This window comes from Nocardioides alcanivorans, assembly GCF_021555175.1.
Lineage (GTDB): Bacteria > Actinomycetota > Actinomycetes > Propionibacteriales > Nocardioidaceae > Nocardioides > Nocardioides alcanivorans.
This window is the reverse complement of sequence record NZ_JAKGRW010000006.1, coordinates 296,403-316,868: the sequence shown is the minus strand read 5'-3', so window position 1 is coordinate 316,868 and position 20,466 is coordinate 296,403. Positions and strand designations below refer to the sequence as shown.

24 protein-coding genes, 2 pseudogenes and 1 riboswitch are annotated in these 20,466 nt (G+C 69.1%); of the genes and pseudogenes, 1 reads left to right on the top strand and 25 read right to left on the bottom strand.

Annotated features, from left to right (window positions below; all coding sequences use genetic code 11):
- Window positions 1-60: 60 nt before the first annotated feature.
- Entirely contained in the window at window positions 61-1,659 is a 1,599-nt protein-coding gene (gene abc-f, locus L1066_RS04460; RefSeq protein ID WP_235735154.1) for a ribosomal protection-like ABC-F family protein, read from the bottom strand.
- Between the two features lie 80 nt (window positions 1,660-1,739).
- On the opposite strand from abc-f, the gene ypfJ reads away from it, so the two are divergent.
- On the top strand, window positions 1,740-2,621 hold the full coding sequence (gene ypfJ, locus L1066_RS04455; protein ID WP_235735153.1) for a KPN_02809 family neutral zinc metallopeptidase: 882 nt from the start codon (window positions 1,740-1,742) through the stop codon (window positions 2,619-2,621).
- A 22-nt stretch (window positions 2,622-2,643) separates the two neighbouring features.
- On the opposite strand, the gene L1066_RS04450 is transcribed toward ypfJ, so the two are convergent.
- The 24 genes and pseudogenes from L1066_RS04450 to mihF form a co-directional block, all read right to left on the bottom strand.
- Complete coding sequence (locus L1066_RS04450; RefSeq protein ID WP_235735152.1) at window positions 2,644-3,450, bottom strand: phosphotransferase; 807 nt, start codon at window positions 3,448-3,450, stop codon at window positions 2,644-2,646.
- A 148-nt stretch (window positions 3,451-3,598) separates the two neighbouring features.
- On the bottom strand, window positions 3,599-3,934 hold the full coding sequence (locus L1066_RS04445) for a PH domain-containing protein (RefSeq protein ID WP_235735151.1): 336 nt from the start codon (window positions 3,932-3,934) through the stop codon (window positions 3,599-3,601).
- Window positions 3,935-4,015: 81 nt separating this feature from the next.
- Window positions 4,016-4,882 (bottom strand): ATP phosphoribosyltransferase, encoded by an 867-nt coding sequence (gene hisG / locus L1066_RS04440; RefSeq protein ID WP_235735150.1) that lies wholly within the window; start codon window positions 4,880-4,882, stop codon window positions 4,016-4,018.
- Window positions 4,883-4,892: 10 nt separating this feature from the next.
- The gene (locus L1066_RS04435) at window positions 4,893-5,156 is read right to left on the bottom strand and encodes a phosphoribosyl-ATP diphosphatase (protein WP_235735149.1); all 264 of its coding nucleotides are present in this window, start codon (window positions 5,154-5,156) and stop codon (window positions 4,893-4,895) included.
- A gap of 79 nt (window positions 5,157-5,235) precedes the next feature.
- Window positions 5,236-5,721, bottom strand: coding sequence for a 6,7-dimethyl-8-ribityllumazine synthase (ribH, locus tag L1066_RS04430; RefSeq protein WP_235735148.1), 486 nt, complete (start codon window positions 5,719-5,721; stop codon window positions 5,236-5,238).
- A 4-nt stretch (window positions 5,722-5,725) separates the two neighbouring features.
- Window positions 5,726-6,982 carry a bifunctional 3,4-dihydroxy-2-butanone-4-phosphate synthase/GTP cyclohydrolase II gene (locus L1066_RS04425; protein ID WP_235735147.1) on the bottom strand — a complete coding sequence of 419 codons (1,257 nt, stop codon included), beginning with the start codon at window positions 6,980-6,982 and terminating at the stop codon, window positions 5,726-5,728.
- Between the two features lie 27 nt (window positions 6,983-7,009).
- The gene (locus L1066_RS04420; RefSeq protein WP_235735146.1) at window positions 7,010-7,651 is read right to left on the bottom strand and encodes a riboflavin synthase; all 642 of its coding nucleotides are present in this window, start codon (window positions 7,649-7,651) and stop codon (window positions 7,010-7,012) included.
- A gap of 2 nt (window positions 7,652-7,653) precedes the next feature.
- A complete protein-coding gene (gene ribD / locus L1066_RS04415; protein WP_235735145.1) occupies window positions 7,654-8,595 on the bottom strand; it encodes a bifunctional diaminohydroxyphosphoribosylaminopyrimidine deaminase/5-amino-6-(5-phosphoribosylamino)uracil reductase RibD in 942 nt (313 codons plus the stop codon).
- A 173-nt stretch (window positions 8,596-8,768) separates the two neighbouring features.
- A riboswitch (FMN riboswitch) is annotated at window positions 8,769-8,899 on the bottom strand.
- A gap of 89 nt (window positions 8,900-8,988) precedes the next feature.
- Window positions 8,989-9,655 (bottom strand): annotated as a pseudogene (rpe, locus tag L1066_RS04410) (ribulose-phosphate 3-epimerase).
- Between the two features lie 78 nt (window positions 9,656-9,733).
- Window positions 9,734-10,072 (bottom strand): cupin domain-containing protein, encoded by a 339-nt coding sequence (locus tag L1066_RS04405; protein WP_235735144.1) that lies wholly within the window; start codon window positions 10,070-10,072, stop codon window positions 9,734-9,736.
- Entirely contained in the window at window positions 10,069-11,022 is a 954-nt protein-coding gene (ligD, locus tag L1066_RS04400) for a non-homologous end-joining DNA ligase (RefSeq protein WP_235735143.1), read from the bottom strand. The genes L1066_RS04405 and ligD overlap by 4 nt, the downstream gene beginning before the upstream one ends.
- A 17-nt stretch (window positions 11,023-11,039) precedes the next feature.
- Complete coding sequence (locus L1066_RS26415; RefSeq protein ID WP_312006962.1) at window positions 11,040-11,348, bottom strand: RsmB/NOP family class I SAM-dependent RNA methyltransferase; 309 nt, start codon at window positions 11,346-11,348, stop codon at window positions 11,040-11,042.
- 28 nt (window positions 11,349-11,376) lie between these two features.
- On the bottom strand, window positions 11,377-11,484 hold the full coding sequence (locus L1066_RS27505; RefSeq protein ID WP_312006960.1) for a hypothetical protein: 108 nt from the start codon (window positions 11,482-11,484) through the stop codon (window positions 11,377-11,379).
- Window positions 11,481-12,398: a transcription antitermination factor NusB gene (locus L1066_RS26405; protein WP_283095265.1), complete on the bottom strand. Its 918-nt coding sequence runs from the start codon at window positions 12,396-12,398 to the stop codon at window positions 11,481-11,483. Before L1066_RS26405 ends, L1066_RS27505 begins: the two co-directional genes overlap by 4 nt.
- A 56-nt stretch (window positions 12,399-12,454) precedes the next feature.
- Window positions 12,455-12,796 (bottom strand): hypothetical protein, encoded by a 342-nt coding sequence (locus L1066_RS04390; RefSeq protein ID WP_235735142.1) that lies wholly within the window; start codon window positions 12,794-12,796, stop codon window positions 12,455-12,457.
- A 97-nt stretch (window positions 12,797-12,893) separates the two neighbouring features.
- Window positions 12,894-13,820 (bottom strand): methionyl-tRNA formyltransferase, encoded by a 927-nt coding sequence (gene fmt / locus L1066_RS04385; protein ID WP_235735141.1) that lies wholly within the window; start codon window positions 13,818-13,820, stop codon window positions 12,894-12,896.
- Between the two features lie 13 nt (window positions 13,821-13,833).
- Window positions 13,834-14,379: a peptide deformylase gene (gene def, locus L1066_RS04380; RefSeq protein ID WP_235735140.1), complete on the bottom strand. Its 546-nt coding sequence runs from the start codon at window positions 14,377-14,379 to the stop codon at window positions 13,834-13,836.
- Window positions 14,380-14,434: 55 nt separating this feature from the next.
- Window positions 14,435-15,001 (bottom strand): primosomal protein N', encoded by a 567-nt coding sequence (locus L1066_RS04375; RefSeq protein ID WP_235735139.1) that lies wholly within the window; start codon window positions 14,999-15,001, stop codon window positions 14,435-14,437.
- Window positions 14,998-16,464 carry a primosomal protein N' family DNA-binding protein gene (locus L1066_RS04370; RefSeq protein WP_235735138.1) on the bottom strand — a complete coding sequence of 489 codons (1,467 nt, stop codon included), beginning with the start codon at window positions 16,462-16,464 and terminating at the stop codon, window positions 14,998-15,000. Before L1066_RS04370 ends, L1066_RS04375 begins: the two co-directional genes overlap by 4 nt.
- Before the next feature lie 116 nt (window positions 16,465-16,580).
- Window positions 16,581-17,783, bottom strand: a complete 1,203-nt coding sequence (gene metK / locus L1066_RS04365; RefSeq protein WP_235735170.1) for a methionine adenosyltransferase — start codon at window positions 17,781-17,783, stop codon at window positions 16,581-16,583.
- 120 nt (window positions 17,784-17,903) lie between these two features.
- Complete coding sequence (gene coaBC, locus L1066_RS04360) at window positions 17,904-19,055, bottom strand: bifunctional phosphopantothenoylcysteine decarboxylase/phosphopantothenate--cysteine ligase CoaBC (RefSeq protein ID WP_235735137.1); 1,152 nt, start codon at window positions 19,053-19,055, stop codon at window positions 17,904-17,906.
- A gap of 69 nt (window positions 19,056-19,124) precedes the next feature.
- Window positions 19,125-19,445 carry a DNA-directed RNA polymerase subunit omega gene (gene rpoZ, locus L1066_RS04355; protein ID WP_235735136.1) on the bottom strand — a complete coding sequence of 107 codons (321 nt, stop codon included), beginning with the start codon at window positions 19,443-19,445 and terminating at the stop codon, window positions 19,125-19,127.
- 62 nt (window positions 19,446-19,507) lie between these two features.
- Window positions 19,508-20,085: pseudogene (gene gmk / locus L1066_RS04350) on the bottom strand (guanylate kinase).
- Window positions 20,086-20,092: 7 nt separating this feature from the next.
- Window positions 20,093-20,413, bottom strand: coding sequence for an integration host factor, actinobacterial type (gene mihF / locus L1066_RS04345; protein ID WP_235735135.1), 321 nt, complete (start codon window positions 20,411-20,413; stop codon window positions 20,093-20,095).
- Window positions 20,414-20,466: the final 53 nt, after the last annotated feature.

The following is a 20,466-nucleotide window of genomic DNA, read 5'->3' as shown; positions in this document are numbered from 1 at the left end:
CGCCGAGGAGGGCCGGTTTTGTTCCGGACGGGAGCTCGTCGAGCGAGACCAGCCTGTTGATCAGGCCAGCGAGACGATGTCGGCGTAGTCGTCGGACCAGAGGTCCTCGTCACCGTCGGGGAGAAGCAGCACCCGGTCGGGCTCAAGGGCGCGCACGGCACCCTCGTCGTGCGTCACCAGGATGATCGCGCCCTCATAGGTGCGGATGGCTGCCAGCACCTCTTCGCGCGACGCCGGGTCGAGGTTGTTGGTCGGTTCGTCGAGCAACAGCACGTTGGCGCTCGAGACGACGAGGCTGGCGAGTGCCAAGCGGGTCTTCTCACCGCCGGAGAGGACGCCGGCCGGCTTGTGCACGTCGTCGCCGGAGAAGAGGAACGATCCGAGCACGCTCCGGGCCTCGGTGTCGGTCAGCTGTGGCGCCGCGCTCTGCATGTTCTCCAGCACCGTGCGCTTCACGTCGAGCGTCTCGTGCTCCTGGGCGTAGTAACCGATCTTGAGACCGTGTCCGGGCACGACCTCACCGGTGTCGGGCTCGTCGATACCGGCCAGGATCCGCAACATGGTGGTCTTGCCGGCGCCGTTGAACCCGAGGATGACCACGCGGCTCCCTCGGTCGATGGCAAGGTCGACGTCCATGAAGACCTCCAGCGAACCGTAGGACTTCGACAGCTCCCTTGCCGTGAGCGGCGTCTTGCCACAGGAAGCCGGGGACGGGAACTTGATCCGCGCGACCTTGTCCGACTGGCGCTCGCCCTCAAGGCCCGACATCATCTTCTCGGCGCGCTTCAGCATCGACTGTGCGGCCGACGCCTTGCTGGCCTTCGCCCGCATCCGGTTCGCCTGATCGGTGAGGGTCTTGGCCTTCGACTCCGCGTTGGCGCGTTCGCGCTTGCGTCGGCGTTCGTCGGTCTCGCGCTGGGAGAGATAGGCCTTCCATCCCATGTTGTAGGTGTCGATCTCTGCGCGATTGGCGTCGAGATGGAGCACCTTGTTGACCGTCGCCTCGAGCAGCTCGTTGTCGTGGCTGATCACGATCAGCCCGCCCTTGTAGTTCTGCAGGAAACCGCGCAGCCAGACGATCGAGTCGACATCGAGGTGGTTGGTGGGCTCGTCCAGCAGCATCGTCTCGGCGTCGGAGAAGAGGATCCGAGCCAGCTCGACGCGGCGACGTTGGCCGCCGGACAACGTCCTCAGGGGCTGGGTGAGGATCCGGTCCTCGATCCCGAGGCTGCTGGCGATGGTCGCAGCCTCGGACTCGGCGGCGTAACCGCCTCCGGCGTGCAGCTCGTTGTCGGCGCGGGCATAGCGCTTCATCGCCCGCTCGGCCACGGCCGGGTCGGTCGACCCCATGTCGCGCTCGGCCTCGCGGAGGCGGCGGACGACCTCGTCGAGGCCGCGTGCGGACAGAATCCGGTCGCGTGCGAGGACCTCCGGGTCGCCCACCCGAGGGTCCTGCGGCAGGTAGCCGATCTCACCGCTGCGGGTCACCTGCCCGCCCGCGGGCAGTGCTTCGCCGGCGAGGATCTTGGTGAGTGTCGTCTTGCCGGCACCGTTGCGCCCGACCAGCCCCACCTTGTCGCCAGCGGCAACCCGGAAGCTGACGTTCTCCATCAGGAGTCGCGCACCGGCCCGAACTTCGAGTTGCTGGGCAGTGATCATCAGAGCATCTACTCTACGGGTGGCACTCCGGACCTTCGCACCCGGTCAGCTCACTGTCCGGCCCATCGGAAGGCACACAGATGAAGTTCAACCCCAAGGCCAACATCGGAGCCGGGCGGGTCAGCGACGCGGGCAGCGGCGGTGGGGGCGGCGGCGCCGGCAGGCTGCCCATCCCCACCGGCAAGATGGCTGGCGGCGGAGGCATCGGCCTGGTCATCGTGATCATCGTCCTCGTGGTCTCCCAGGTCATGGGTGGCGACGGCAACGGCGGCTCCGGCAACTCCGTCGCCGGCGATCCCAACGCCTACGCCGAGTGCCGGACGGGTGAGGACGCCAACGAGAGTGAGCTGTGCGCACGCAAGGCCGTGGCGCTCTCGTTGGAGAACTTCTGGGCAGCGCAGGGAATCAGCGGTTTCGAACCGGCTCCGATCATGACGTTCAGCGGTTCGGTCAACACCGCGTGCGGCAACGCCACCTCAGCGGTGGGCCCGTTCTACTGTCCCGGCGACCGCACGATCTTCCTCGACCCGTCCTTCTTCGACGACGTCCTCGCGGGACAGCTCCGGGGCAAGGGCGGCGACTTCGTGGAGCCCTACGTGCTCGGTCACGAGTACGGCCACCACGTCCAGAACATCACCGGCCAGATGCGCAACGTGAAGACGCAGAAGGGTGCGAACAGCGACGCCGTGAAGCTTGAGCTGCAGGCCGACTGCTATGCCGGGGCGTGGACCCGCGCCGCGGAGGGCACCACCGACGAGTCCGGCGTGCAGATCTTCTCCGACATCGACGAGGCCGACATCCAAGAAGCGCTCGACGCGGCCTACACCGTGGGCGACGACCACATCCAGAAGGTCTCCGGCGGACGTGTCAACGCCGATGAGTGGACCCACGGCTCCTCCGCACAGCGCATGGAGTGGTTCCAGCGCGGCTACCGAGGCCAGGGCTGCGACATCTGGAGCTGAGCGAGAGCCTGGCCCGCGCGGGTCAGAGCAGCTTCTCGATCTCCGGAAAGAGCCGCTGGAGCGAGCGCAGGTAGGGCGCCACCGCGGGATGGCGGAACTTCGCGGCCAGCGCCCCTTCTCCCGCTGCGGCTCGGGCCAAGGCCCACTCGGCGCAGTTGAATGCGGTGAAGACAGCGGTCACCCGCGCACCGGTCTCCACCTGCTCGCGGGTCGCCGTACCCCTGGCCAGACCCAGCAGGTGCGCATCGACGAGCGGAGCCAGCGCCTCGCGGGCGCTGAGGGAGAAGTAGCCGAGATCGGCACCCACGGGGCCGGTGCCGAGCGTGCCCCAGTCGATCGCCACGACGTCGTCGCCCGAGCGCCCCAGCATGTTGGCCGGGGTCGGGTCGCCGTGTTGCAACACCTGGGGCAGGGTGTCGAGCTGGTCGAGGAGGTCACCACGTCGCTGCCAGAGGCGGTCGGCGACGTCGGCGACCGTCGTCCGCGCCAACGTCGGCCAGCCACCGTTGTGGGCCACCCGGCGCATCCGGTCGCGCAGCTGGTTGCGGGCGAGGTGCAGGTGCTCGACGGGCTCGGTGGCGAACGTGCCCAGGCAGCGTGCGATCACCAACCCGTTGTTGGCAGCATCCTCGACCCACGGCTGGAAGATCGTGATGCCGTCGGCGTCCTCGTCCACCGCGGAAGGACCCGGGCCCCGCAGGCCGCGAGTGCTGTCGAGCAGGCCGGCGGCCTGTACGTCGGCGTCACGGCGCCACCACGCGAACGAGTGCGGATCGGTCAATTCAGCTGGATCACCGGGTGCTGGTGCCGCGAGGCGTTTGACCACCATCGGCTGCTCCCCCAGCACAGCACGCCATACCCCCAGGGTGCACGGCCCCCGACCTCCGGGGAGCGCGTGCCATCCGGGCTGCGGCTGCCACATGGCCGCATGATCGCACGCGCAAGGCACCGGTTGGGGACATTTGCTGCTCGACGAGTCAGAGTCGCTTGCGGATGAACCGCACGCCCTCCATGGCCCGCGGTCCGTCGGAGCCCTGCAATGCCATCACCGAGCACGTACTGCCGTCCGCCAGGTCCAGCGTCGCCCAGGGCGCCCCGCGGGGCAGCTTGATGCTGATGACCTGGGCCCATTCGAAGTCGCGGCGCTTGTAGCCGTTGATCACGGTGAGGCCACGCTCCGTGACGTCGACACGAGACCTGATCAGCGCGTAGAAGACGGCCGCGATGCCGATGCCCATCAGGATCGCGGTGCCCTTCTGGAAGAGGTCGAAGTCCTCCTGCACCGATTCCGGGAGGAGCACCCACAGCGCCACGAAGCAGACCAGCAGCAGCAGACCACCGACGGTCCCGACGATGCGGACCCCGAGGGGCGGAGCGTGCGGGGCAGCTCCGCGTCAGAGACGGCAGGCACGGATGTCCGTCAGCAGAATGCCGCGAGCGCCCAGGGCGAAGAGCTCGTCCATCAGGCGCTGAGCCCCGTCGCTGGGCACCATGGCACGAACGGCGACCCATCCTTCGCGATGCAACGGTGAGACCGTCGGCGACTCGATGCCGGGCGTGAGCGCGACCGCATCGGCGACGCGGGCGCTCTGGATGTCGTAGTCCATCATCACGTAGGAGCGGGCGACCAGCACGCCCTCCAACCGCCGCAGGAAGATCTCGTGGCCGGGGTTCTGCTCGGCACCCGCTCGGTTGATGAGCACCGACTCGGAGTTGAGCACGCACTCACCGAAGGTGGTCAGGCCGGCCGCCCGCAACGTGCTGCCGGTCTCCACCACGTCGGCGATCACGTCGGCGACACCGAGCTGGATGCTGGTCTCGACCGCACCGTCGAGACGGGTCACCGACGCGCTGATGCCGCGTTCGGCGAGGAAGGCCCTCACGATGCCCGGATAGGACGTGGCGATGCGTAGCCCTTCGAGATCCGAGAGGTCGTCGTAGCGCCCCGCAGGCCCGGCGAAGAAGAACCGGGACTTGCCGAAGCCGAGCCCGCGCAGCTCATTGGCGTCGGCCCCGGAGTCGAGCAGCAGGTCACGGCCGGTGATGCCGATGTCCAAGGTGCCCTCACCGACGTAGAGCGCGATGTCTCGCGGACGCAGGTAGAAGAACTCGACGTTGTTCTCGGCGTCGATGAGCGCAAGTTCCTTGTTGTCGCTGCGCTGGCGGTAGCCGGCCTCACGCAGCATCTCCGCAGCGGCCTGCGACAGTGCGCCCTTGTTGGGTACGGCGATCCGCAGCGGAGCGGTCGGGGTGTCAGTCATCGAACTCTCTTCACAGGTGTGCGTAGACGTCGTCGAGGGTGATGCCGGTGGCGATCATGAGCACTTGGGCGTGGTAGAGCAGCTGGGAGATCTCCTCCGCGGCAGCTTCCTTGCCCTCGTGCTCGGCGGCCATCCAGGACTCGGCCGCCTCTTCCACCAGCTTCTTGCCGATGGCATGGACCCCGGCATCGAGCTGTCGCACGGTGCCGGATCCCTCAGGGCGGGACTGGGCCTTCTCGTTGAGTTCGGTCCAGAGTTCCTCGAACGTCTTCACGTCTGCCAACCCTACGGCGTCGCGGCACCGACCGGGGAACCGGTCCCTGCCGGGTGGGACGGCCCCGGCGACCCAGAGGTCACTCGAGGAAGCCTCGGCGGATCTGCCGCAGGGTGTTCGCGGTGACCAGTGCTGCCGAGGTCGCCTCCCACCCCTTGTCCTCGTTCGAGTCAGGCAGGCCGGCTCGATCCAGTGCCTGGGCCTCGTCGTCACAGGTCAGCAGGCCGAACCCGATCGGCACGCCGGTGTCGAGAGCCACGCGGTTGAGTCCGTCGGTGGCGGCGTTGCAGACGTAGTCGAAGTGCGGCGTGCCGCCCCGGATGACCACGCCGAGCGCGATCACTGCGTCATAGTTGGCAGCAAGGGCATTGGCGACGACCGGGAGTTCGAAGGCCCCCGGCACCCGCACGATGGACGGCGCCTCGACCTGGTAGGCCTTCAGGCAGCGCTCGGCTCCGGCCAGCAGTCCGTTCATGACTGGTTCGTGCCAACTTGCGGCCACCACGGCGACCCGCAGGTCGTGGCAGTCGATCGGCTTCTCGTCGGGGGCTCCGGCTCCGCTCATCGGGTCACTCCTTGTCGTCGGTCTGGACGGATGCGCTGTCGAGATCGGGCAGCTGGTGGCCCATCCGGTCGCGCTTGGTCATCAGGTAGGCGATGTTGTGGTCGTTGGGATGCGGCGTGAGCGGCACCCGTTCGGCCACGCGCACACCGTAGTCCTCGAGGTTGGAGACCTTGTCGGGGTTGTTGGTGAGCAACCGGACCGAGGAGACACCGAGGTCCCGCAGGATCTGGGTTGCGGCACCGTAGTGGCGGCCATCGGCCGGCAGACCCAGGTCGAGGTTGGCGTCGACGGTGTCACGACCGCCGTCCTGCAGCTGATAGGCCTGCAGCTTGGCGACCAGCCCGATCCCGCGGCCCTCGTGTCCGCGCAGGTAGACGACGACGCCACGGCCCTCCTCATCGATGCGCTCGAGCGCCTCGTCGAGCTGTGGACCGCAGTCGCAGCGGAAGGAACCGAAGACGTCTCCGGTGAGGCACTCCGAGTGCACCCTGACCAGGACCGGCTCGTCACCGGAGATGTCTCCACGCACGAGCGCCATGTGCTCGCTGCCGTCGACGCTGATCTTGTAGCCGAAGGCAGTGAAGTCGCCCGAACGGGTCGGCAGCCTGGTCTCGGCAACCCGTTCGGCCAGCAGCTCCGTCCGGCGGCGATAGCGGACGAGGTCCTCGATCGAGATCATCCTCAGACCGTGCTCGTCGGCGAAGGCCCGGAGCTCGGGAGCGCGCTTCATCGTGCCGTCGTCATTGACGATCTCGACCAGCACGCCGGCCGGGGTGAGCCCGGCGAGGCGGGCCAGGTCGACCGCAGCCTCGGTGTGGCCACGACGGACCAGCACGCCACCCTCGCGGTAGCGCAGCGGGAAGACGTGGCCCGGCCGGGTGAGCTCCCACGGCTCGGTCGCGGAGTCAGCGAGCACCCGAGCGGTGTGGGCCCGATCCGCGGCAGAGATGCCCGTGGAGACCCCGTCGCGTGCGTCGACCGACAACGTGTAGGCGGTGCGGAGCTTGTCACGGTTGTGCGGCGTCATCAGGGGGATCTCGAGACGGTCGAGCATCTCCCCCGGCATCGGCACACAGATCACTCCGCTGGAGTGGCGGATCGTGAACGCCATCAGCTCAGGCGTGGCCTTGGCCGCGGCGAAGATGATGTCGCCTTCGTTCTCCCGGTCCTCGTCGTCGACGACCACCACGGCCCTACCGGCCGCAATGTCTGCGATTGCCTCCTCGACGGGGTCGAGACGAACGCGGGTGGATTCGGTCATCGGTGGATCTCCAGGTGGTGGGTTGGGTCAGGGACGCTCGGTGGGACGCAGCGCGTCGACGTACTCGGGGCGAAGGAGCCGTTCGACGTGCTTGGCGATCACGTCGACCTCCAGGTTCACCCGATCGCCGACGGCGCGGAAACCGAGGGTGGTGCGGGCGAGCGTTTCGGGGATGAGGCTGATGGTGAAGGAACTGGCGCCTGCCTCGACCACGGTCAAGGAGATGCCGTCGACCGTGATGGAGCCCTTGTCGACGAGGTAGCGAGCCAGGTGGTCGGGCAACGAGATCTCGACGACCTCCCAGTGCTCGCTGGGCTCACGGCGCAAGATCTCCCCAACGCCGTCGACGTGGCCCTGCACGATGTGGCCCCCGAGCCGCTTGTCGGCGGTCACCGCTCTCTCGAGGTTGACCCGGTCGCCCGGGACGGCGCCGAGCAGGGAGGTCTTGTCGAGCGTCTCCTGCATGACGTCGCAGGTCCACAGGTCGACCGCGCCACCGGAGGTCGATCCGGTGGTCACCACCGTCAGGCAGCAGCCGTTGACCGCGATCGAGTCACCGAGGTGGACGTCGTCCAGCACGGTCTCCGCACGGATGGTCAGTTGGAGGGCGTCACCCTGAGGTCGGATGTCGGCGATGGTGCCGAGCTCCTCGACGATGCCGGTGAACATGGTCAACGCTCCTTCACGGGGCTGAGGGTGAACCTGACATTGCACGTGCTGTCCGGCGCAGTGAGCACGGCGACGTCCGTGACGTCGAAGTGCTGGGCGTCGGTGATCGTGCGGATGCCGAGATCGGCAACCGCCGAGCGGCCGGAGCCGAGGAGCATGGGAGCGACGTAGGTGACCACCTCGTCGACGAGGCCGGCCCTCAGGAAGGCTGCCGCGACGGTGGGACCACCCTCGAGGAAGAGGTGGCGGCTGTCGCGCGCCCACAAGGTGGCAAGCACCTCGTGGGGGTCACGACTGCGGACGTGGAGCGTCTCCGCTTCGTCGTCGAGCACGCGTGCACCGGCGGGGAGGTCACGCTCCCCCATCACCACGCGGAGCAGCTGGTGCTCGAGGAGGCGATCGTCGGCGTCCCTGACGGTGAGTGCCGGATCGTCGTCGATGACCGTGCCGGTGCCGACCAGGATCGCGTCGCACAGGGCCCGCAGCCGGTGGGTGTCGCGTCGGGACTCCGGCGAGGAGATCCAGCGACTCGTGCCGTCGTCCGCAGCGCTACGGCCGTCGAGAGTGGCGGCGAACTTCCAGGTGACGAAGGGCCTGCCCATCTCCATCGAGCGGCTCCAGACCCGGTTCACCTCCCGCGCCTCGGTCTCCAGCACGCCGCCCTCGACGTCGATGCCTGCTGCGCGGAGACGCTCGGCACCACCGGCCGCCGTCGGGTTCGGATCTGGCTGGGCGTAGACGACGCGGGCCACACCGGCGTCGATCAGCGCTTCCGCGCAGGGGCCGGTGCGCCCCGTGTGGTTGCACGGTTCCAGGGAGACGAGTGCCGTGGTGCCCCGGGCGGCGGGACCGGCAGCCGCGAGCGCGGCAGCCTCGGCGTGCGGCGTACCAGCACCTCGGTGGAAGCCCTCGGCGACGACCGCGCCGTCGGGCGACAGCAGCACGCAGCCGACCCGGGGTTGGGCCCGAGAGGTACGCCGGGACTCGCCGCGATCTCGATGGCGCGTCGAAGTGCGCGCAGCTCATCGGTGCTCGCCACGACCATCGCCCCTTTCGGTGTCCGCTCGCGGACTCCGGGGCTGATCTGCTTGATCCGACCGTGCTCGGCACGGTCGGACTGCGTGTCTCTTCCCATCCGGACTTTGACCGTCGGTCCAGGAATCTCACCTGGTCAACCGGTCACTGGCTGTGACCGGGTCGCGGACTGTAACCGCCGGCTCGGAATTGCACCGACCCCAGAGCACGCGAGTTTGGAAAACTCGTCTGTCACGATCCTGCCACAGGCCACGAAACACATCGCCACCAGTGTCCCGAGTGTCGGGACGCGCCCGCCTGTTTCAGCGGGTGGAGGCGACCTCCGCCAGTGCCCGAAGCTCGTTGACCATCTTGTCGGGATCCGCCGCGGAGTAGACCGCCGAGCCAGCGACGAAGACGTCGGCACCTGCCTCGGCGCACCGTTCGATTGTCTCCACCGACACCCCACCGTCCACCTGGAGCCAGGTCTCCACGCCGTGCTTGTCCATCATGGCGCGAGCGCGGCGGATCTTGGGCAGGCAGAGGTCGAGGAACTTCTGGCCACCGAATCCGGGCTCGACGGTCATGATGAGGAGCATGTCGAGCTCGGGCAGCAGGTCTTCGTAGGGCCTCGATCGGCGTGGCCGGCTTCAACGCCATGGAGGCTCGGGCGCCCTTGGCGCGGATCTCGCGGGCCAGTCGGACCGGCGCCGCTGCCGCCTCGACGTGGAAGGTGACGGAGCCGCAGCCTGCCTCCACGTAGGCCGGGGCCCACCGGTCGGGGTCCGCGATCATGAGGTGCGCGTCCATGGGCAGGTCGGTCGACCTGGCCAGCGACTCGACCACCGGGATCCCGAGCGTCAGGTTGGGCACGAAATGGTTGTCCATCACATCGACGTGCACCCAGTCCGCGCTGCCGATCCGCCCCACCTCCCCTGCCAGGTTCGAGAGGTCTGCGTTCAACACGGACGGCGTGATCTGGATGCCCACGGTCAGCCACCCTATGCCGCTTCACCCGCCCCCGCGAAGTCGCACCTGTTGTCGCGCGAAGGAGCAGGGCAGGTGGTGCTACTTCGTGGGAAGGGCGATGGTGAGCATGAAGGCGCAAGGGGTGAGGGCGTGCACGGAGTGGACCGCGTCCGGGATCGGGAAGAGGGTCCCGGTGCTGAGTCGAGCCGCTCGTCCCTCCCACCGGAACTCGAGGTCGCCCCGAAGCACCTGGAGCACGGCTGGACCGGGCGCCGTGTGATCCGAGAGCTCCCGACCGGTGTCGAGCGCCATCACGACACCGCGGAGACGGTCGCCGTGCACCACCGTGCGGGCAGTCCGGCCCGACGTGTGGTCGTCGAGGTCGGTCATCAGTTCCTCGATCAGTGCGGACAGGTCGATCTGATCGTCGTTCGTCATGTTTCCTCACCCTCCTCGGGATCCGCGGTGCCAGCTGCCTCGTCGCGCTCCGCCCAGGCGAGCAGCGGAGCGATGTCGAACACGTGTTGATCGATGTCGGCATGCAGGTCGCCGACCCGCCCGAAGCGCTCGGGCATGGTCAGGATCGTGAAGTCGTCGGGCTCGACATCGTCGATCTCCTCCCACGCCACGGGCGCCGAGACCAGGGCCCGTGGCACGCCCCGCACGGAGTACGCCGCCGCAATGGTGTGATCGCGAGCGTTCTGGTTGTAGTCCACGAAGAGCTGGTGCGGGTCGCGGTCCTTGCGCCACCAGGCCGTGGTCACGTCACTGGGCGCACGACGCTCCACCTCACGCGCGAAGGCAAGCGCCGCGCGGCGCACCTGCTTGTGGTCATGCTCGGGTTCGATACGCACATAGACGTGCAGGCCCGATCCGCCGCTGGTCTTGGGGAATCCACGCACGCCCAGCTCATCGAGCACCTCATGGGTCACCTTCGCGACGCGACGCACCTGCGCCCAGTCGGACTCCGGGCCCGGATCGAGGTCGATGCGCCACTCGTCAGGCTTCTCGGTGGCTGCGCGTCGGCTGTTCCACGGGTGGAACTCGACGGTCGACATCTGGACCGCCCAGATCACGCTGGCCAGCTCGGTCACGCAGAGCTCGTCAGCCGTCCGGTTCCACCGGGGGAAGTGGAGCTCAACGGTCTCGACCCAGTCAGGAGCGCCGGCCGGCAACCGCTTCTGGTGGACCTTCGGACCCGTCAGCCCCTTGGGGTAGCGGTGCAGCATGCAGGGCCGCTCGAAGAGGGCGTTGACGATGCCGTCGCCCACCGCGAGGTAGTAGTCGACCAGGTCCATCTTGGTCGCGTCGATCTCCGGGAAGTAGACCCGGTCGGGGTTGCTCACCCGCACGACCCGGTTGTCGACCTCCACCTCGACACGCTCCATGGGCCCGAGCCTAGCGGTCAGTCGACGCGACGCAGCAACGCCAGGAACATCGCATCGGTGCCGTGCAGGTGCGGCCACAGCTGCACCGTGCCCTCAAGCGAGCCGGCACTCGGCGGCGCATCCTCGGCGTGCAGGGCGCCCAGCGCAGGATGGGCACGCAGGTCCTCCAGCACCACGTCCGTGCGTTCAGCCACCACAGCATCGACCACACCGACGGTCTCCGCGAGCACCGGAGAGCAGGTTGCGTAGAGCAGCAGGCCGCCGGAGCGCAGCGAGTCCAATCCGCTCTCCAGGAGCGAGGTCTGGAGTGCCACCAACTCCGTCACGTCCTCGGGACGTCGACGCCAACGAGACTCAGGACGGCGTCGCGAGCGCGCCCAGTCCCGAGCACGGTGCGTCGACCAGCACCCGGTCGAAACTTCCGGCAGGCCAGGCCGGTCGGGTGCCGTCGGCGGTGATCACACCTCGCACACCCCCGGCACTGCGCGTACGGCGTTGCTGACCAGAGCGGCCCGGTGCGGTTGCCGCTCCACTGCGAGCACCCGGGCGCCCCGCTGTGCGGCGAGGGCAGCCAGCAGCCCGGCCTTGCCGCCGGGCCCCGCGCACAGGTCGAGCCACTCGGCGTCACGGCCACCGAGACGGGCGCCGGCGAGCGCAGCCGCCACCAGTTGCGAGCCCTCGTCCTGGACCGCGGCCCGCCCTTCGGCGACGGCAGGGATCTCCCCCGGGTTGCCACCGGCCAGGCTCACGGCCCACGGGGACCAGGACAGGCGGGTCGCGTCGGCGCCCTCCAGCTCGTCGACTTCGCAGAGACCGGGACGCGCCACCAGTGTCACTGCGGGCGCGACGTTGTCTGCGGAGAGCATCTCCTCCACCTGCTCCTCGGAGCCACCACAACCAGTCCATGCCTGAGCCAGGAGGTCGACCACCCACGTGGGGTGCGACGTACGCAGGGCAAGCTGGTCGTGGCCATCGCCGGGCGCGACCTCCGCCAACCATTCGTCGAGGGAACGCCGTGCGACCTTGCGGAGCACCGCGTTGACGAAGCCCGACGGTCCCTGACCGATCCGGGCCCGGGTGAGCTCGACCGACGAGCTGATCGCCGCGTGGTCAGGCACCCGCATCGCCAGCAACTGATGCGCTCCGAGCCGCAGCACATCGTGGACCGCTGCCTCGACCTTCGCCAAGGGGCGGTCGATGCATGCCGCCAGGATCGCGTCGTAGGTGCCCTGCCACCGGATCGTGCCGGATGCCAGCTCGGTGACGAATGCGGCGTCGCGTCCGGAGAGCTGACGGCGAGCAAGCACCGAGGGCAACACCAGGTTGGTGTAGGCGTCGGCGTCACGGACCGCGCTGAGCACCTCGTGAGCAGCCAACCGCGGCCCATCCACCCGCGGGCGCCTCCCGGTCCGGGGGCCACGTCGACGGTCGGTCATGCATCACCTGTCAGGAAGGCGCGCCGCAACTTGGCCGGCGCGAGTCGGAGCCACGAATCGGTGATCACCTCTCGCAACTCGGCAACGGTGATCTCACCGAGCCGGGACTGCTGCACGAGGTAGCCGTCGTGGCCATCGAAGTGCGAGATGGTGAAGAACGGGCCGTCACCTTCCACGAGCGCCGCCTTGACTCCTTGGTCGGGAGCCCACAGCACGATGAGGTCGTCATAGGGCTGCCCGGTCTCGGCGTCCAGGGCGGTGCTGTGTGGTTCGCGGTAGAGCAGGAAGCCCTTGGGCTTGGCCTTCGTCGCCGGATCGGAGACCAGCCAGGTGGGCACGCTCCCCAGCTGGTGCCGAAGTGGGTGTGCGGCAGCGAGCCACAGATCTCGTCGACGTCGTCGGGAGTCGCCGGGCGATCGGCTGCCGGGCCCACCGTCAGGCCCCGAACCGGACGCCGGACTCCACCCGAGCTCCACGCGCCCAGTCTGCGGCGCCCATGAGCTTCTTGCCGAAGGCCTCGACCTCACCCAGCCGTACGGCGTGGGTGCCGGTGCCGACGAGCACCTCGTTCTTGAGCACCGAGAGTTCCCCAGCGGGCAGCGAGACGTCAGGGACCAGCGTCACCGCACCGAGCTTGAAGCGTTCCCCGCCGAAGGTCGTCCAGGCACCGGGGAAGGGTGAACAGGCCCGGATCCGGCGGTCGACCGCAACGGCGGGCTCCGACCACTGGACCTCGGCGTCCTCGGTGAGGATCTTCGGCGCGATGGTGATCCCGTCGCTCGGCTGCTCCACGGCAACGAGCGTGCCGTCACCGATGCCGTCGAGGGTGCGGACCAACAGCTCGGCCCCGCCCTCGGCCAGCCGACCCAACAGGTCGCCAGAGGTGTCGGTCGGTTTGATCGCCTCGGTCATGACCCCGAAGGTCGGCCCGGCGTCCAACGCCTTGACGATGCGGAAGGTCGTCGCACCGGTGACCTCGTCGCCGGCCCAGATCGCGTGCTGCACCGGGGCGGCGCCACGCCACGCCGGCAGGCACGAGAAGTGGAGGTTGATCCACCCGTGCTCGGGGATGTCGAGAGCCGACTGCGGGAGCAGGGCGCCGTAGGCGACGACCGGGCAGGCGTCGGGTGCCAGCGCCCGCAACTGCTCCTGGAACTCGGGGTCACGAGGGTGCTCGGGCTTGAGCACCGGCACACCGAGTTCGTCAGCTGCCTGGGCGACCGGGGAGGCCACGAGCTTGCGGCCTCGACCGGCGGGGGCGTCAGGACGCGTCACCACACCGACGAGCTCGTGCTCGGAGTCGGCGATGGCACGCAGGGAAGGCAGGGCGACGTCGGGGGTACCGGCGAAGACGACACGCATGGGTTGATCTACCTCAGATTCCGAAACCGTTGGTGGGGTGGGGAGAGAACTTGACGGCGGGCTTCTCGAGACCGAACCACTCGGACTCCCGAATCTCCCGCATGGCTGCCTTGCGGGCCGCGGCGTCGAGCCGATCGATGAAGAGTACGCCGTCGAGATGGTCGGTCTCGTGCTGCAGGGCGCGGGCCAGATAGTCGCTGCCCTCGATCGTCACCGGCTCGCCGTGCATGTTGAACCCCTTGGCGACGACGAAACGGGCGCGCTTGCAGTCATAGGTGAGCTCGGGCAGCGAAAGGCACCCCTCCGGGCCGTCCTGCTCCTCCTCGGAGAGGTCGAGCGAGGGATTCACCAGGTGCCCGACCTCGCCGTCGACGTTCCAGGTGAAGACCCGCAGCCCGACGCCGATCTGAGGTGCAGCCAGTCCGGCACCGGGCGCCTCGAGCATGGTGTCGGTGAGGTCGTGCACCAAGGTGCGCAACTCCTTGTCGAAGGTGGTGACCTCGATCGCGCGGCTGCGCAGGACGGGGTCGCCGAACAAACGGATGGGCTGGATGGCCACGCTGCTCCTCGGGTCGATGCGCGGCACAGTCTAGTTGGGCGGGAGGGTCAGATCATCAGAGGCTGATCGGATCGACCTGCACCCGCACCGGGTCGAGCTTGCGGGCCGACCGCTGCTTCTGGAGGTCGACCAGCGAACGACTGAGTGCCGCGCCCAGATGGCGTGGCACCCGTAGCACGACCCGCTCCTGCTCGGGCTCCTTGCCGGTCACCGGGACCGGCCCCAGCACGTCAGCACCCTCGGGGAGGTCGAGCAGCACCAGCGCATCGGAGAGGGCGCCGGGGCTCCCCTGGACCGTGGCCATCCGGCTGGTCGGCGTGAGTCGGGCGGAGAGCCGTTCGTCCAGTTCCCGGGCCGCGGCGCCTGCCGGGTCCCAACGCACCAGGGCCTGCAGCGTGGGGAGTTCAGGGTCGCCCACTGCCAGCACCCGCCCTCCCACTGCTGACAACGCCGCCGCGTTGAACCAGCGACGCAGCGCCTCCTCCTCCGCACGGAGGTCGTCGCGTCCCAGCATCAGCCACGTGTCGAGCAGGAGCACCGCGCGATAGCCGCCGTCGGCCACGGGTTCTGCTCCTGGGGTGGCCACCACGAGGCACGGGTCGGCGCCGACCCGGTCGATCACCCGGTCTCCGGAGGAGCTTCGCACCATGGTGCCGGGGAACGACCGCCCCAGCTCCTCGGCCGTGCGGTCGGCTCCTCGCACGGGCGCCCGCAGGCCCCGGTGGCCGCACTCGGTGCAGGACCAGTCCGCGTGCTCGGTGCCGCACCACTGGCAGACGGGTGGCTGCTCGGGTCGGGACTGGGTGAGAGGACCTTGGCACGGCACGCAACGCGCCGGTGTGCGACACCGCTCGCAGGCAAGACGCGCGGCGTAGCCCGAGCGGGGGTCTGCACGAGTACGGGGCCCTCCCGCAGGGCAGCACGGATGAGCTGGTGTGCCTCGTCGGGGATCCGGGAGGCCGCATGCAGCGGGTCACGTTCACGGCTCCAGTCAGTGGCGCCGGTGACGGCCGCGCGCACCGCTCCACGGATCGCCTCACGTGGTGCCTGCAGTGGGTGGGCCCATCCGGTGCGGACGAGGTATTCGCCCTCGACGGTGCGGGCATGACCGGCCACGAGGGCAGCGGTGCTCTCTTGGTGCGCCCGCAGGAGAAGCACTTCCCGCACGTGCGGGTAGGGCGCTCGTTGCTCGGCATGCAGGTCGTCGCCGTCGTCCCAGATCGCGACCAGGCCGAGGTCGTGGACGGGCGCGAACGCCGCGGCCCGATTGCCGATCACGATGCGTCGCTCACCGCGGGAGACGGCAAGGAATGCGCGGTAACGCGCGGCCGGCCCCTGGTCGGCCGTGAGCACCACGTGGTGATCGGGGCCCAGCGCCTCGGTGAGGGCACGGTCGAGCCGGTCCACGTCGCGGGCATCCGGCACGCAGACGATGGAACCCAGCCCTGCGGCGTACGCCGTCACGACGGCACCGCTGAGCACCTGGGGCCACTCGGTGGCCGGGGGCACCGCGAGGACGGCGCGCGGAGCGCCACCGGCGGTGAGTGCGCCGAGGTAGTCGAAGCCGTGGTCGAGTCGCTCCCAGTGGGCACGCAGCGCGGCCGAGAGCTCCGGCCGGGTCGGTGGGGCGGCACCGGTTGCAGTTGCTCGTTCGGTGGTGGCGTGGCGGGGCGGGACCGCCAGCCTGAGCACGTCGGCGCGGGTGCCTGCATAACGCTCCGCCACCGAGCTGCTGAGGGCCGCGATCGCAGGGCTGAGCACCGGCTCGGGACTCACCACCCGGCGCAACGGCTGCAGCCGCCCCTCATGGTCGCTCACCGCGGACCGGCCGACCACGAACCCGTCGACGTCGTGACCGGCGAACCGCACCTTCACACGAGCACCTGGCACCGCCTGGTCGGCCAGCTTCTCGGGCACCAGGTAGTCGAAGGCACGGTCGAGATGAGCCAGCGGCAGGTCGACGAGCACCTGCGCCACCGGGTCGACCTCGGCGACCGGATCGGCGCCCTTGCGGGCGGGCGCGCGGCGCAGCCCGGCACGCACCATGCCCGGCAGCAACTCGGGCTGCACCCGCTCCTCGCTCATGTGCGAATTCCTACCAGTCGGCACCGACACGGATCGACTCGGACCCATGTCCCCGGACTGCTCCGAAATCAGAGCTGCCCCGGACCCTGCGATCCGGGGCAGCGTCACGACGAGCATCAGCCGGCGACGGCAGCCTTCAGCTGGTCGACGCGGTCGGTCCGCTCCCAAGTGAACTCGGGGAGCTCCCGGCCGAAGTGGCCGTAGGCGGCGGTCTTCGAGTAGATCGGTCGGAGCAGGTCGAGATCACGGATGATCGCGGCCGGGCGCAGGTCGAAGACCTGGAGCACGGCCTGCTGGATGATCTCGTCGGGCACGGTGCCGGTACCGAAGGTCTCGACGAAGACACCCACGGGCGACGCCTTGCCGATGGCATAGGCGACCTGCACCTCAGCCCGGCGCGCCAACCCGGCGGCAACGATGTTCTTGGCCACCCAGCGCATGGCGTAGGCCGCGGACCGGTCGACCTTCGAGGGGTCCTTGCCGGAGAACGCGCCGCCGCCGTGACGAGCCATGCCGCCGTAGGTGTCGACGATGATCTTGCGGCCGGTCAGACCGGCGTCGCCCATCGGACCGCCCACGACGAACTTGCCGGTGGGGTTGACCAACAGGCGGTAGCCCTCGGAGGGGATGTCGAAGGTCTCGAGAACGGCGTCGATCACGTGCTTCTTGATGTCGCCCTCGAGCGTGGCGTGCTCGATCTCCTCGGCATGCTGCGTGGAGAGCACGACGGTGTCGATACGCACCGGACGGTTGTCGGCGTCGTACTCGATCGTGACCTGGGTCTTGCCGTCGGGGCGCAGGTAGGGCAGCGTGCCGTCCTTGCGTACCGAGGAGAGACGCTCGGCCAGGCTCTGCGCGATCTTGATCGGCAGCGGGAAGAGCTCCGGCGTGTCGTCACAGGCGTAGCCGAACATGAGGCCCTGGTCGCCGGCGCCGCGCTTGTCGAGATCGTCCTCGGACGAGCCGACCCGCGACTCGTGGCCGTCGTCGACACCGGCAGCGATGTCGGCCGACTGTCCACCGATGGCCACCTGCACGCCGCAGGTGGTGCCGTCGAATCCCTTGTCGGAGTGGTCGTAGCCGATCTCGAGGATCCGCTTGCGGACGAGTTCGGCGACCGGCGCGTAGGCGTTGGTGCGGACCTCGCCGGCCACGACGACCAGGCCGGTGGTCAGCAGGGTCTCCACCGCAACCCGGAGGTTGGCGGGGTCCGTGTCGTTTTCCAGCAGGTAGTCGAGAACGGTGTCGCTGATCTGGTCAGCGATCTTGTCCGGGTGACCTTCGGTCACGGACTCTGAGGTGAAGAGGCGTCCTGCCACGGTGGTGCTCACTCCCAACGAATGTGTGGAAAACACGTCGATACTGCGTGTTGCAACGATAGCGGTGGGCGCCGGTTACGAACCGGGCGTCCAACCATCGACATGGACAGTCTGGCCCGATCAGGCGAGACGGGGAACCACCTGGTCCCAGATGGCATGGGCGATCTGCGACTTGGCCCCGCGCGGCACCGGTGTCTCGCTGCCGTCGGCGCCGAGGATCACGGCCTCGTTGTCGGTGCTGCCGAAGACGGCACCGCCACTCACGTCGTTGACCACCAGCAGGTCGCAGCCCTTGCGGGCCAGCTTGGCTCGCGCCAGGTCGAGCACCGAACCCGTCGTGTCACCGGTCTCGGCGGCGAATCCGACGACGACCTGTCCCGGCTGGAGGCGCTCGGCGGCGAGCTGCTTCAGGATGTCGGGGTTCTGCACCAGCTCGATGGCGGGCGCGGAGCCGTCGGGGGCCTTCTTGATCTTGGCGGTCTCACTGTGCACCGGCCGGAAGTCGGCGGGCGCAGCGGCCATCACCACGGCATCGGCACCTGCGGCTGCCTTGAGTACGGCGACCCGCAGCTCCTCGGTGGTGGTCACCTCGACGACGTGCGCACCGGCCGGCTGCGGCAGTGCGACGTTGGCGGCGACGAGGGTCACCTCGGCGCCTCGGGCCAACGCGGCCTGTGCCAGCGCGATGCCCTGGCGGCCGGACGAGCGGTTGCCCAGGAAGCGGACCGGGTCGAGGAACTCCCGGGTGCCCCCGGCGGAGACGACGACGTGGCGGCCCGCCAGGTCACTGCTGACCGTGCCGCGCGACAGGACGTCCTGCGCCAGCTCGAAGATCTCCAGTGGCTCGGGCAACCGTCCCTTGCCGGTGTCCTTGCCGGTCAGCCGGCCCTCGGCAGGCTCCATGACGAGGGCGCCGCGGGTGCGGAGCACCGCGACATTGGCCTGGGTGGCGGGGTGCTCCCACATCTCGGTGTGCATCGCCGGCACGAAGACCACCGGACACCGCGCCGTGAGCAAGGTGTTGGTGAGGAGGTCGTCGGCCAGTCCGTGCGCCGCCTTGGCCATCAGGTCTGCCGTGGCGGGGGCGACCAGGACGAGATCGGCCTCCTGGCCGATCCGGACGTGGGGCACCTCGTGCACGCTGGACCAGACGTCGCTGGCCACGGCCTTGCCCGACAGTGCCGCCCAGGTCGGCGCGCCGACGAACTCCAGGGCTGACGCGGTCGGCACCACCGTCACGTCGTGACCCGACTCCTTGAGTCGGCGCAACACTTCGCACGCCTTGTAGGCGGCGATCCCCCGGCAACGCCGAGGACGACCTTCATCGGAGGACCCGCAGGGTCACTCGGTCGGGAAGGCAGCCTCGGCAGCGGCCTTGGCGGCAGCTTCCTCGGCGGCGAGCTCGGCCGGGTCGACGTCTTCACAGGTCAGCAGGTCGGCGTTGATCTCGCGGAGCGCGATCGACAGCGGCTTCTCCTGCACGTGGGTGTCGACCAGGGGCCCGACGTACTCCAGCAGGCCTTCGCCGAGCTGGGAGTAGTAGGCATTGATCTGCCGGGCGCGCTTGGAGCTGTAGAGGACGAGCTTGTACTTCGAGTCCGTCTTGGTCAGCAGTTCGTCGATCGACGGGTGGGTGACACCCTCACCGTTGGGGGCAGACACGTAAAGAGGCCTCACGTTCAAAGAGATGGGTTGGAGCCGGGACCGCGAAATGACCGAGCTGGTCAGACGGTCCGCATCAAGGTTAGCAACTCACCCGCGGCTTCACGAACTTCGTGGTTGACGATGGCCACGTCGAACTCGCTCTCGGAGGCCAGTTCGACCCGCGCCGTGGCCAGTCGACGCTCGCGTTCCTCCTCGGTCTCGGTGCCGCGGCCGACCAGCCGGCGCACCAGTTCCTCCCACGACGGCGGCTTGAGGAAGACGAAGAGTGCCTCGGGCATCGTCTCCTTCACCTGGCGCGCGCCCTGGAGATCGATCTCCAGCAGCGCGGGGCGTCCGGCCGCCAGCGCATCGTCGACGGGGCCGCGGGGCGTGCCATAACGGGCCGCGGAGTGCACCACGGCCCACTCCAGCAACTCCCCTGCGCCACCATCTCGTCGAAGCGCTGGTCGGAGACGAACCAGTAGTGGACGCCGTCCACCTCCCCGGGGCGCGGGGCACGCGTGGTCACGGAGACCGAGATCCACACGTCAGGATGTTCGTCACGGATCACGCTGGCCACGGTGCCCTTGCCCACGGCAGTGGGTCCGGCCAGCACCACGAGCCGACTACGGGACGGCTGTCCCGGCTGCTGAGTCATCGATCCCTCAGTCGCGCGCAGCGAACTCGGCCTCGAGGGCCGCAACCTGCTTGACGCCCAGCCCCCGGACCCGACGGCTCTCAGCGATGTTGAGTCGCTCCATGAGCTGGCTCGCCCGCACCTTGCCCAGGCCCGGCATCGCCTGCAGGAGGTCGATGACGCGCATCTTGCCGACGACCTCGTTCTCCTGGCCCTCGCGGATCACGTCGATGATCGAGGCGCCGGCGTGCTTGAGTCGGTTCTTCACCTCAGCCCGCTCCCGTCGGGAGGCGGCGGCCTTGTCCAACGCCGCCTGGCGTTGCTCGGGAGTCAGCTGGGGCAGTGCCACGGGTGGTTTCCTCGTCGTTCGCGCGCGGGTGGGGTGTCGCTCACCCTAGTCAC

Coding starts and splice junctions, on each gene's coding strand:
- abc-f (WP_235735154.1), bottom strand. CDS start 1,659: ATGATCACTGCCCAGCAACTCGAAGTTCGGGCCGGTGCGCGACTCCTG.
- ypfJ (WP_235735153.1), top strand. CDS start 1,740: ATGAAGTTCAACCCCAAGGCCAACATCGGAGCCGGGCGGGTCAGCGAC.
- L1066_RS04450 (WP_235735152.1), bottom strand. CDS start 3,450: ATGGTGGTCAAACGCCTCGCGGCACCAGCACCCGGTGATCCAGCTGAA.
- hisG (WP_235735150.1), bottom strand. CDS start 4,882: ATGACTGACACCCCGACCGCTCCGCTGCGGATCGCCGTACCCAACAAG.
- ribH (WP_235735148.1), bottom strand. CDS start 5,721: ATGAGCGGAGCCGGAGCCCCCGACGAGAAGCCGATCGACTGCCACGAC.
- L1066_RS04425 (WP_235735147.1), bottom strand. CDS start 6,982: ATGACCGAATCCACCCGCGTTCGTCTCGACCCCGTCGAGGAGGCAATC.
- L1066_RS04420 (WP_235735146.1), bottom strand. CDS start 7,651: ATGTTCACCGGCATCGTCGAGGAGCTCGGCACCATCGCCGACATCCGA.
- L1066_RS04405 (WP_235735144.1), bottom strand. CDS start 10,072: ATGACGAACGACGATCAGATCGACCTGTCCGCACTGATCGAGGAACTG.
- ligD (WP_235735143.1), bottom strand. CDS start 11,022: ATGGAGCGTGTCGAGGTGGAGGTCGACAACCGGGTCGTGCGGGTGAGC.
- fmt (WP_235735141.1), bottom strand. CDS start 13,820: ATGCGTGTCGTCTTCGCCGGTACCCCCGACGTCGCCCTGCCTTCCCTG.
- L1066_RS04370 (WP_235735138.1), bottom strand. CDS start 16,464: ATGAGCGAGGAGCGGGTGCAGCCCGAGTTGCTGCCGGGCATGGTGCGT.